This is a genomic window from Pelobacter propionicus DSM 2379 (genome assembly GCF_000015045.1).
Taxonomy (GTDB): domain Bacteria; phylum Desulfobacterota; class Desulfuromonadia; order Geobacterales; family Pseudopelobacteraceae; genus Pseudopelobacter; species Pseudopelobacter propionicus.
This window is the reverse complement of record NC_008609.1, coordinates 2553089-2565126: the sequence shown is the minus strand read 5'-3', so window position 1 is coordinate 2565126 and position 12038 is coordinate 2553089. Positions and strand designations below refer to the sequence as shown.

Genomic DNA, 12038 nt, shown 5'->3' with positions numbered 1-12038 from the left:
CCCGGTCGACACCTCCGTTGACCGGGCCTCTCATTGCAAAAACACGGAACGTACAATGATATATACGAGTTTGACTTCTCACCGCGCCACTCGGATGTGCGGCAGTGCCCCCCCTGCCGGACAACGTCTAATCGCCTCGCCGGAGGTGCCATGGACTCCGGCCTAGCTTCCCTGCTGATCATCGCCGGACTGCACGGCATTGCCGCCGACGAGGCGAAACTGAGACATGAATTGGGCGCCGGGCCGTTTTCCACCGAGAAGCTGCTGCTGGCGGCAAAAAGCCTGGGGATGAAGGCCCGGCTTGTGGCCCAGCCGGTGGAGCGACTGGACCGCGCTCCGCTGCCGGCAATCGCCCTGGATACTGCCGGCGGCTTCTTCATTCTGGCCAAATATGACCAAGGCAAGAGTGGAGAGCCGGGTGTGGCCAAGGCCGCCGCACCCCGTCTGCTGATCCAGCATCCTGGGAAACCGCCCGCCATTCTCGACCTGGACGCGTTTCTGGCCTGCTGGTCCGGCCAGTTGATCTTTCTCACCTCCAAGGCCACCTACGCCGGTGAGATGGCCAACTTCGATTTCAGCTGGTTCATCCCCGCCGTGGTCAAATACCGCAGGCTGCTGGGTGAAATACTGCTGATCTCGTTCATCCTGCAGCTTATCGGCCTGGCCACCCCTCTGTTTTTTCAGGTGGTGATGGACAAGGTGCTGGTCAATCACGCCATGAAGACGCTCAACGTGATTGCCATCGGCCTGGTCATGGCCACACTGTTCGAATCCCTGCTGACCGGTATCCGCACCTACGTTTTTGCCAACACCAGCAGCAAGATCGATGTGGAACTGGGCGCCAGGCTGTTCAGGCACCTGCTCAACCTGCCCGTAGCCTACTTCCAGGCGCGCAGAGTCGGCGATTCCGTGGCGCGCATCCGCGAACTGGAGAACATCCGCAGCTTCCTCACCGGCAATGCCATCACCGTTGTCCTGGATCTGATGTTCTCGGTCGTGTTTCTGGGGGTGATGCTCTGGTACAGTAGACTGCTGACCCTAATCGTGGTCGTCTCCATCCCCTGTTATATCGTCCTCTCCCTGGTCTTTACGCCGATCATCCGCTCCCGTCTCAACGTCAAGTTCAACCGCGGCGCCGAGAACCAGTCATTCCTGGTGGAAACCATCAGCGGGATAGACACCGTGAAGGCCATGGCGGTCGAGCCGCGCTGGGTTTTTACCTGGGAGCGGCAACTGGCCTCCTATGTTGCCTCCTCCCTCTCCGTCAACAACGCAAGCATGCTGGCCGGCGGAGGGGTGACCCTGATCAGCAAGCTGGTAACCGCGGCAATCATGTGGGTAGGCGCCGGCCTGGTCGTCGACAACAAGATGACCGTCGGCGAACTGGTCGCCTTCAACATGCTGTCCGGCCAGGTCTCGTCACCGATCCTGCGCCTGGCGCAACTGTGGAACGACTTCCAGCAGGTGGGGATTTCCATGAGCCGCCTGGGTGACATCCTCAATGCCCGGACCGAACTATCCGGTCAGAAGAGCCGTATTCCCCGCATTGCCGGAGCCGTGGAATTCGATCAGGTGTCATTCCGCTACCGCCCTGACACGCCGGATGTCATCCGCGCCGTCAACCTGAAGATCGCGCCGGGTGAAGTCATCGGCATCGTCGGCCGGTCCGGCTCGGGGAAATCCACGCTCACCAAACTGGTGCAGCGTCTCTTTGTCCCCGACCGCGGCCGGGTACTGGTGGATGGACAGGATATCGCCATCATCGACACCACCTCCCTGCGCCACCAGGTCGGCATGGTCCTTCAGGAAAACATGCTCTTCAACCGCAGTATCCGCGACAACATCGCCCTTTCCAATCCGGCGCTGCCGATCGAGGCCATCATCGAGGCTGCCAAGCTTGCCGGGGCGCACGAATTCATCTGTGAATTGCCCGAGGGGTACGACACCATGGTGGGAGAACATGGCTCCGGCCTGTCGGGCGGACAGAGGCAGCGCATCGCCATTGCCCGCGCCCTGATCAGCAACCCGCGCATCCTGATCTTCGACGAAGCCACCAGCGCACTGGACTACGAATCGGAAAAAATCATCCAGGACAACATGCGCCAGATTTGCGCGGGCAGAACGGTGCTGATCATTGCCCACCGCCTGTCGGCGGTCAGGGATGCCCACCGCATCATCGTCATGGAGCGGGGGCAGATCGCCGAGCAGGGGAGCCACCAGGAGTTGCTGCTGAATCCGAACGGCATTTACACCCATCTGTACCGGTTGCAGATGGGCAACCAGGATCGGTCCGCGCACGTGATGCCGACTCCAATGCCTACCGCGACTCCGTCGCCCATACGCTATGCTCCGGTAGTCAACGCAGCAGGTGAAATAGCATGAGTATCAGGCAGAGAATGGCAGCCTTCGGCGATGTGCTCAGCCGCTTCAAAACGATTTTCAGCCATTGCTGGCGCAACCGCCATCAGCTCGAGGGTAAAGTGCTGGCTGCCCAGGAAGCCGAGTTCCTGCCGGCAGCCCTGTCCCTGCAGGAAAAGCCGGTTTCGCCGGTCGCACGCCTGCTGGCAAAGGTTCTGATGGCACTGGTGGTTGTTCTGATCACCTGGTCGATCGTGGGCAAGATCGACATCATCGTCAATGCTTCAGGAAAGATCATTCCCAGCGGCTACACCAAGACCATCGCCTGCGTGGACGTGGCCAGCGTGAGAGCCCTGTACGTTGCAGAGGGACAGCAGGTCAGGGCAGGAGACCTGTTGATAGAGCTGGATGCCATCGCATCCGATGCCGAGCGGGATAAGGCGGCCGGGGATCGCGCCGTGTCGATCCTCCAGGTTGCCTGCGCCAGGTCGCTGCTCGCGGCAATCGACGGCGGCAGTCCACCGCGGCTTCCTCCCATCGCCACTGTTCCGGCGGATCAATGGCTGGCCGCGAAACAGCAGCTTGATGCCCAGTACGGCGATTATCAGGCCAGGCTGAAGCGGATCGACGGCGACATCGAGCGCTTCAGCCTGGCGTTGCAGTTGGCCACGCAACGCGCCACCGACTACAAGGCGCTTTTGAAAGATCGCGACGTCTCCTACCACGCCTGGCTGGAGAAGGAGCAGGCCCGCGTCGATCTCGCCGGCCAGTTGGCCGACGCCAGAAACCAGCGCAATGCCCTGGTCGCCGAGACCAGGCGTGTGGCCCATGAACAGTCCACCGAGGGGAGTAAAACCGCGGCGTCTTCTCAGCAGGACGCCATCCGCGCGGCCGCCCACAGCAGGCTCCTGAAACTCACCGCGCCGGTTAGTGGTACGGTGCAGCAGTTGAACGTGCATACCATCGGCGGTGTGGTTGCCGCGGCCAGCCCCCTGATGCAGATCGTCCCCAGGGAGAGCCGGGTGGAGGTCGAGGCGTTCATGGAGAACAAGGATGTGGGCTTTGTCCAGGAGGGGCAGAGCGCCGAGGTCAAGATAGATGCCTTTGAATACACCAAATACGGCACCATAAAGGGAAGAGTCACGCACGTTTCCCGCGACGCCATCGCCGACGAGAAGCGGGGCCTGATCTATTCCACGAAGATCCGACTGGACAGATCCTCCATCACTGTGGACGGCAGGGAGATGCCTCTGTCGGCCGGGATGACGGTCAACGTGGAGATCAAGACCGGCGACCGCCGCATCATCGAATACGTCCTGAGCCCGCTTTTGCGCCACAAACGGGAAAGCCTCAATGAACGGTAGGCGGTTTCGGAGACATCGGCCAGTGGCAGGCGGAGCGGCACCGGGCCGCGCCATGCTTTCGCTGATCGCAATCGCATCCATTGCTCTCTTTGCTTCATTGCCCGCCCTGGCCTTTGACCCTGCGGCGCCCTTTGACGATCCGCTGCGCACCCTTCCCGGAAGGATTGCGTCCGGAACAACCCTGCCCGGCGACGGCGGACCGGTTGCCTGTCCGGTCACGCGGGACCTTGCGGCACCCTTGAGTCTCATCGATGCCGCTGATCTGGCGTTGTGCAACAACCCCCAGATCAAGGCGGCATGGGCGGCCATCAAGCTCCAGTCCGCCGAGGTGGGGCAGGCGCGTGCCGCGTATCTGCCCACCCTGTCCGGTACCATCAACTTCATGAGAACGCACTACTCCTATCCGGGATCGGGTGTTGCCTCGACAACCGAGGATGGCACAACCATCAACGCCACCCTGGGGTGGCGGCTCTTCGACTTCGGGGGGAGGGCGGCCAACCGGGAATCGGCCAACAAGATGCTGGTTGCCGCACTGGCGCAGCACGATGCCGCACTGCAGAAGAAACTGGCCGATGTCATTCAATCCTATTTTGATGCCGTCACGGCACAGGCCAGCCTGCATGCGAAAGAGCAGAACGAGTCAATCGCAGTGAATACCCTCGAAACGGCCCAGCGGCGGGAGGATCGCGGTGTTGTGTCGCGCAGCGACAGGCTGCAGGCGGCGACGGCCCTGGCCAGGGCAACCCTTGACAGGAATCGGGCCCAGGGAGCCTATCAAAAGGCCGTGGCGGTTCTGGTGTACGTCCTCGGTATTCCTACCCGGACGGCTATTGCCCTTCCGGACGAATTGAACGGTGATTTCGCGGAAAGTGAGGAGTCCAAGACGTTGGACGACTGGTTGAAACTGGCGGCAAAAACCCATCCGTCGCTCCTAGCCGGGCGGGCGCAGTGGGAATCATCGGTGCGCAAGATAGCGGCAACCCGCTCCGAGGGATTGCCGACGGTGGACTTCTCCGCCAACTATTACCAGAATGGCTACCCCGGCCAGGGGCTGTCGCGTACCGACTCACGGATCACCACCATCGGACTCTCCCTGACGTTCCCCTTCTTCGACGGCTTTTCGAGGACCTACAAAATTCGGAATGCCGAAGCCCAGGCGGAACAGCAACACGCCGAAGTGCAGGAAACCGAGCAGAACACACTGATGGAAGTAGTCAAGGCCCATGCCGATGCCGGCTCATCGCTCCAGAATCTTCAGGCATCGAAGAAACTCCTCGATATCGCCGAGGCATCCCTGGCTGTCTCGCAACGGAAATACGAGAAAGGGGCCGCCGATATCCTGGAAGTCCTCAACACTCAGGCGGCGTTGGCCGATGCGCGGCAGGAGCGGATTCGCAGCCTTGCCGAGTGGCGTTCAGCCAAGCTGCGTCTGCTGGCCTGTGTCGGTGTTCTGGGACGCGGGGAACTGGAGAGGTGAACAGTGCCGAGTCCCTGATAACGGAGGAACGCTGATGCGTTTTCTGTTTGCCTGGGAGCAGGGGGGGCGTCTCGGGCATCTTTCTAAAATAGTGCCCATTGCCCGACTCCTGAGGAAACGGGGGCATGGGGTGCTCTTTGCGGTCAAAGAACTGGGCACGGCCCATGATTTTTTTCAACCTGACGGTTTCAGCTATATCCAGGCGCCTCTTCCCACGGGGCTTGCGAGATTCCGTCGCGAGGCGGCCAGTTTCGCGGACATCCTGTCGCAGGCAGGCTTTGGTGATGCGGCACTTCTTGGAGGAATGGTACGGGCGTGGCAGACTCTGTTTGCCCTGCACAAACCTGATGTGATGCTGTCTCAATATGCTCCCATTGCAACACAGGCAGCAGGGCTGTTCGGTATTCCATGCCTGAGCCTGAGTTCGGGTTTTGAATCACCTCCGGAAACGTCTCCTTACCCCAGCTTTCGTCCCTGGCTTAACCTGACCAGGGAAGCGCTGCTGCTCACCGAAAACAGGTTGCTGGACAATGTCAACAACGTGCGCGGGGATTTTGGTGGAGTTCCGTTGTCATATCTGTATCAGGCGATCAGGGCGGATGTTTCTCTTCTGGCGGTTCTGCCTGAATTGGATCAATATCCGGGGCGAAAAAACGCGCGCTATATCGGGCCGCTGTTCGTTGATGATGACGGTGAGACCGTCCACTGGTCCGGGCAACGTGAGCAGAAAATTTTCGTGTACCTAATTCCTGGTGCTGAAACGCCTCTGGTCCTTGAGGTTCTCGATGGATGCGGAGCGGAAGTGGTTGCATTTGTTCCCGGAATTGCTGCTGACTTGAGGGAAAAGTACAGCGGTACTGGCGTGCGTATCTACTCCGAAAAGATCAAACTGTCCGGTTTGTTGTCCGGGATGACCCTTGCCATAAACAATGCGAATCTTGGAACACTGTCCGCAACACTTCTCTCAGGTGTGCCCAGCCTCTGCATCCCGACCCATATTGAACAGTTGATGAACAGTTGCAGTATGGAACGGATCGGAGCCGGGATCGGTTTGAAACGTGGGCAGGTAACAACCCGCTTCGGTGAGGTTTTGGATGCGATGCTTGCAAATTGCTGTTACCGGAATAAAGCGATCGAGATATCGATAAAATACGCTGGTTATGGTCAGAAACAGGTTGTAGGTAAACTCACAAACACACTTGAAAAAATGACATTGTACACAAGCTGCATTGGTAGATGCCCGGCAGGAACGCATCCGAAACCTGGCTGAATGATGTTCCGCCAGAATCAGGCTGTTGGCAAGTATGCGGAGGTGGGACGTGATGCGCTGCGCCGTTTAACAATAACCGCCTCCAGGTTTTGCTTTTCCGCGTTCAAGCACGAGAGGAGAGACAATGAATGCAGAGAATAAGCCCCAATTGACGGTGCCATTGTCAGCGGACAGCTTTTCTTGCCCTAAATGCCAAACCATTCAGGAAAACGGCGAACAATGCTGCGCGTGCGGTTTGATTTTTGAGAAATACTATCGTGCGCAAGAGAGGCGCGCTGCCGGAGTCGTTCAACAGGATCCGGTATCTCACATACCAGCATCACCCCGCTCGAAGCGTTCCGCCGGTATGCTTGTCGTGCTGGTGCTGATACTGTTTTCAGTTGGTTACTGGCAATTTGACAAAAGTGACGGGAAACAGGGTGGTGCCGATGGCGGCGCAACCCTCTCGGAAAAGAACGATCCGAACCTGGCATATGCGTACACCCCCTTTGCGGGAACGGTCGCGATAACGCACGACAGGACGTTCATGGAAGCTGATCGGTTCGACGGTCCCACCGTTCTCGACACCATGGATCCGGAGCAGATCGGGGCGTATCGGAAAGAGAAGATTCAGAAATATGCCCAACTCGGTTTCTTTCATCCGGGGTATGACCCGCTCAAGGCACCACATGCCAAGATATACGGACAAATCACTCCGAAGACGGCCTGGGTTACGGTCGTTCCCTACTACATCGCCAACCCGTATATCCTGCTGTCATTGACCCACGATGGCAAAGTTGCGCCTTTTACCGCTTTTCTGGATCAGGTGGATATCGTTTACTCAAACGGGAAGATCACCGAGACCTATACGGGCATGAACGGCAGGATATGGAGGGAGTTTCTGGCAAGCGACACCGAGAAACAGGGCATAATCAACCTGACCATGGTCAATGCCTGGGATGCCGGTTTCTACCATGTCCATCTTGTGGAGCGTCTCTGCGAAAACGTTGCGCCAGCCAGTGCAGCCGACAATATCGGCACTACCGTCTTCAGCCAGTCCAGCTTTTTCCACGTGGGTCAGCACCGGAAGAACAACATCAGCCCCTATGACGCCAGGTGCCGCATAACGCTGAAAGATATCAACAGTTCCACCAGGCTCATTTTTCATCTGTGGAGGAATAAGCCTCAATCGGTTGCCGCACCGCCGGATCTCGTCTACGAGATGTCTTTTGTTCCATAAACAGGTGATGCGGATAGTTGACAGAAGCATGAACTCTGCCTGAACAAGCCTCTCGGTTCGAAAAGGCTTCTTTCGCAAAACTTTCGCAGAACCGCACTACAACGAAACGCATGGTTTGCTGAAAACTGGCCGCGGTTGTAGGCGCAGACTTTACATTCTGCTATAAACGTTATACAGGTTAAAAACCCACACCAGCTGAGAGTGACGGCTCACTGGATCCTGCTTTTCCAAAACCGGAGGTTTTGATTCCATGAAATCAACACTCGATGAAGCGCTCCAACGCACGAAACTGTCACAATCCAACCAGATGGAGATGCTGACCTTTCGGCTGACGGACGATCAGCTCTATGGCATCAACGTTTTCAAGATAATCGAAATCATCGAATGCCCCAAACGGATCGACCGCATGCCCAATTCCCATCCGGCGGTCAAGGGGGCGCTTGATTTTCGCGGAAAAGCCCTGGCGGTTATCGACCTCTCCGAAGCCGTCGGCCTTCCCACCAAGGATTTCCGGAACGAACAGGCCTACATCATTATTTGCGAATACAATCGCGACCTGACGGCTTTTATCGTCCACGCCCCGGATACCCTCCTGACGCGTAGTTGGGCCGACATTCACAAGCCGGAAGGGGTCAACGCCGAGGCGCTGGTGGCAATCGCCTATGCGGATAGCGGTGAGACGATTCTGCTGCTGGACATTGAATCGATTCTGTCAAATGTCGTCGGCATCGAACGCGATTTTTCCAGTGTAACCGTGGTTGAGGGGGAGGGGGCCGGACGGCATGTGCTGATTGTTGACGACTCGCGTGCCGCCATCATGCTGTTGCAGTCACTCCTCGACCGGATAGGTTTCTCCCATATCGCCATGACATCGGCCGACAAGGCCTTGGAATACCTGGAAAAGGAGCATGGGCGGGTCGACCTGATTATCTCCGATATTGAAATGCCCGGCATGGACGGCTTTACCTTCACGCGCACCCTGCGGGAGAAAGCCGGTTACGAACATCTCAAGGTTATCCTGCACAGTTCCATGAGCAACCCGTCCAATATCCTTAAGGCCGAACAGGCGGGCGCCAACAAATTTGTGGCCAAATTCGACCCGGAATCTCTTTCCGAGGAGATTATAAGCCTGATAGAGGCTTGAGCCGGAGGGGGCACGCGGTTCCGCATCGCCACCCCCGAATACATCGGATGAATTGAAAAGAATGGTTACCATCCGCCGTGGCTGGAAACACCATGAGTGTCAACGTGTTGTTTTCCTGATATTCCTGCCGTCGCTGCTCTTCACCATCCGTTTTTCATTACAAGCACCACCAGCCGCTGTCGCGATAAGCCTGTTTGCGACAGCGGCTTCATATTCCGCCCCATTCCAGGTGTCCCGGCACGGCTGACCGCGGACGCCCCTCATGTCCCTATGCCAGCAAAAAGGTCAGGGGCTGACCGGATGCAGGCGCGGGGTGCAACAGACACTGCTTACGAGGGACCGGGCAGTCACGATCAGTGGTGCGCCTGGAACCGGATTATCTTGTACAGGGAACTTAATGAGAATTGAAACCTATCAGGGCTGTGACCGGATAAGCATCGATCCGGGAGAGTTCTATTCCACGGACAAGCCGGGGGTGATATCCACCCTGCTCGGCTCCTGTATTGCCGCCTGCCTGTATGATCCCCGGAAAAGATTGATCGGCATGAATCACTTTATGCTCAGCAATACACGCTATTCGCGCAGCATGCCGATGCACGCCTCCGAGGCGGGTCGCTACGGCATTCATGCCATGGAGCTTTTAATCAACGACATGATGGCCAGGGGAACCAATCGCAGGCTGTTGCGGGCAAAGGTCTTCGGTGGAGCGACCATCATCAACCGCGACATGGAGCCGAGTAACTTCATGTGCGTTGGCCAGGTAAACTGCAGGTTCATTCTGGAGTATCTGGAGGGCGAGGGGATCCCCGTCGACGCCCAGGACCTGGGCGGCCCCTTCGGCAGGGTAATACATTTTTCCAACGGAGATTTCGCCGTTCACTGCAGGAAGATCAATGCCGGCGGCAGCAGCAAGCTGGTCGTGAGAGACCGCGAGTGCTGGCAGCAGGCCATAGAGCGGCAGAATAGGAGCCAGCCGGCAATCGATCTCTGGTAGCTCGCCCACCACATGCGGCTTTTAGCGGGTGGAGAACTGTGCTGAACGCCTGTGCCGCTCCACGGACAGCCGCGCCGTTCATGTGCTGCCCGGTTTGGAACGGATCAGTGCTTAAGGGGCTGGCGACAAAAGGTCTTGCGCTGGCCAGCGTTACGGGTGATAGTGTGCAACGGTCGCCCGCCGCACCCAAGGCGGCGGCTTTATTCAGCAATGGAGAGGGGAGTACCATGACGACAGAGACCATTTTCATAGTCGGGGCCCGCGCCTCGGGAAAGACGACCATCGGACAGAGCCTGGCGCAGGCGCTGGGTTGCGGGTTTGTTGACACCGATCAGCACATGCTGGAGACGACGTCCCTGACCGTGGCCGAGGTTGTGGAGAAGGAAGGGTGGGAAGGTTTCCGGCGCCGGGAGAGCGAGGCGCTGCGTGCCGTGACCAGGCCCGGAATGGTGGTGGCCACCGGAGGAGGGATGGTACTGTCCGAGGCTAACCGCCAGTTCATGCGTGACAACGGAACGGTGCTCTACCTGTCCGCGCCGGCGTCGGTGCTGGCCGCGCGTCTTGAGGCGAATCCCGAGGAAGCCCAGCGCCCGACGCTCACCGGACGGCCCATCGTGGCAGAGGTGAGCGAGGTCCTGGCAGCCCGGGAGCCGCTCTACCGGAACGCGGCCCATCATGTGCTGGATGCCACGGCAGCGCCCGATCTCGTTGTGGCGCAGGCGCTGGAGGCACTGCGCGAGCCGTCGTCACCCTGATTGCAACGATCGCGGAGGGCGGATTCGTCCGCCCTCCAGGCAGTCTCAACTCCCGCCTCGCAACGCCTCCACCGCATTCCCCCCGGCACAGCTCCCTTTTACGACGTTTTCACGCCCTCTGGCAGCCGTACAGCTATTCCTGTCCGGCGTTCAGCAGTTCGGAGGCCGCCAGCAGCGCCAGGTGATAGCTACCGACGCCGAAGCCGCATATCTGCCCCCTGGCCAGTCCGGCGATGACCGAGTGGTGCCGGAATTCTTCCCGGGCATGGATATTCGACATGTGCACTTCGATGACCGGCGCCTTCAAGATGGCCAGCGCATCGGCGATGCCGTAGCTGTAATGGGTCCAGGCGCCGGCGTTGATGATGAGCGCATCCACCCCTTCCTCGTGAGCGCGGTGGATGCGCTCAACCATTTCCCCCTCGTGATTGGTCTGGAAACAGTCGATCTGCAAGCCCAGTTCCGCGCCCCAGGCGGCGACCCTGGCGTCGATCTGCTCCAGGGTCGCTGTTCCGTAGTGGGCGGGATCGCGTTTGCCGAACATGTTCAGGTTGATGCCGTTGAGGACGAGTATCTTTTTCATAACTCCCTTTCCGTCTTGAGGAGATGCTACGTGGCGGTGAGTGCGTCAATCACCGCCTGCTTGGCGGCCTGCGGCAGGTTCCTGCCGGTCCAGGTGAGGAACTGGTGGTCAGCCTGGGAGATGAACATCTCCAGGCCGCCGATGGTTTTCCACCCGGCTGCCCGGGCCTCGCGCAGGAAACGGGTCACGAAGGGGGTATAGACGATATCGTAGGCAATGCCCTGCCTAGCCGCCAGGGCTTCGGTGGGGTAGGGACTCTCCTCCTCGAACTTGCCCTTCATGCCCAGCGGAGTGGTGTTGATCAGGATGTGGGCGTCGACTTCGCTGCGTTGGGACCAGGGGATGGTCTTCAGGTCAAATGTCTCTGCCAGGGTTGCCGACGATGCATCCACGATATCGGTTATGGTGATTTGGTTCAGCCCCAGGCTCTTCAGGCCCGCCACGGCTGCCCTGGCGACACCGCCTGCCCCCAGCACCAGAACCCTTGTCTGCTCCGCCGACGGTGGATCCGCCTGCAGCGGCGACATGAAGCCCAGGATGTCGGTATTGTCACCGCAGAGGAGATCGCCATCCCAGTAGAGCGTGTTCGCCGCACCCAGCGCCTTGACCCGGTCGGTTACCCGGTCCAGAAGCGGGATGATGCTCTGCTTGTGGGGGATCGTGACGCAGGCGCCGCGGATATTGAGCAGTCGAACCGACTGGATGAAGGCGGGAAGCCGCTCCGGCTCGATGGACCAGGGCAGCAGAACACCGGGAATGCCCAGTTCGCGAAACGCGGTGTTGTGGAGAAGCGGGCTCAAGCTGTGCCCCAGGGGGTAGCCGATGACGCCATACAGGCTGGGGGTGCTACATGGATTCATGATATGCCTCCGGG

Annotated in this window: 10 protein-coding genes; 8 read left to right on the top strand and 2 right to left on the bottom strand. The window is 59.0% G+C overall.

From position 1 onward, the window contains the following. Positions 1-150: 150 nt before the first annotated feature. The 8 genes from PPRO_RS11735 to aroL all read left to right on the top strand — a co-directional run bounded on the left by PPRO_RS11735 (position 151) and on the right by aroL (position 10581). On the top strand, positions 151-2382 hold the full coding sequence (locus PPRO_RS11735) for a type I secretion system permease/ATPase (protein ID WP_011736231.1): 2232 nt from the start codon (positions 151-153) through the stop codon (positions 2380-2382). Then, positions 2379-3722: an HlyD family type I secretion periplasmic adaptor subunit gene (locus PPRO_RS11730; protein ID WP_011736230.1), complete on the top strand. Its 1344-nt coding sequence runs from the start codon at positions 2379-2381 to the stop codon at positions 3720-3722. Before PPRO_RS11735 ends, PPRO_RS11730 begins: the two co-directional genes overlap by 4 nt. A gap of 22 nt (positions 3723-3744) precedes the next feature. Further along, entirely contained in the window at positions 3745-5199 is a 1455-nt protein-coding gene (locus tag PPRO_RS11725; RefSeq protein WP_198138267.1) for a TolC family protein, read from the top strand. A gap of 34 nt (positions 5200-5233) precedes the next feature. Beyond that, positions 5234-6469: a glycosyltransferase gene (locus PPRO_RS11720; RefSeq protein WP_011736228.1), complete on the top strand. Its 1236-nt coding sequence runs from the start codon at positions 5234-5236 to the stop codon at positions 6467-6469. Positions 6470-6593: 124 nt separating this feature from the next. Beyond that, positions 6594-7688 (top strand): hypothetical protein, encoded by a 1095-nt coding sequence (locus tag PPRO_RS11715; protein WP_011736227.1) that lies wholly within the window; start codon positions 6594-6596, stop codon positions 7686-7688. A gap of 250 nt (positions 7689-7938) precedes the next feature. Further along, the gene (locus tag PPRO_RS11710) at positions 7939-8832 is read left to right on the top strand and encodes a chemotaxis protein CheV (protein ID WP_011736226.1); all 894 of its coding nucleotides are present in this window, start codon (positions 7939-7941) and stop codon (positions 8830-8832) included. Between the two features lie 397 nt (positions 8833-9229). Then, the gene (locus PPRO_RS11705) at positions 9230-9826 is read left to right on the top strand and encodes a chemotaxis protein CheD (RefSeq protein ID WP_011736225.1); all 597 of its coding nucleotides are present in this window, start codon (positions 9230-9232) and stop codon (positions 9824-9826) included. A 227-nt stretch (positions 9827-10053) separates the two neighbouring features. Beyond that, on the top strand, positions 10054-10581 hold the full coding sequence (aroL, locus tag PPRO_RS11700; protein ID WP_011736224.1) for a shikimate kinase AroL: 528 nt from the start codon (positions 10054-10056) through the stop codon (positions 10579-10581). Positions 10582-10714: 133 nt separating this feature from the next. Here aroL and aroQ read toward each other — a convergent pair whose 3' ends face one another. Together aroQ and PPRO_RS11690 are read right to left on the bottom strand one after the other, a co-directional pair. After that, complete coding sequence (gene aroQ / locus PPRO_RS11695) at positions 10715-11164, bottom strand: type II 3-dehydroquinate dehydratase (RefSeq protein WP_011736223.1); 450 nt, start codon at positions 11162-11164, stop codon at positions 10715-10717. A 26-nt stretch (positions 11165-11190) separates the two neighbouring features. Further along, positions 11191-12024 (bottom strand): shikimate dehydrogenase family protein, encoded by an 834-nt coding sequence (locus PPRO_RS11690; RefSeq protein WP_011736222.1) that lies wholly within the window; start codon positions 12022-12024, stop codon positions 11191-11193. Positions 12025-12038: the final 14 nt, after the last annotated feature.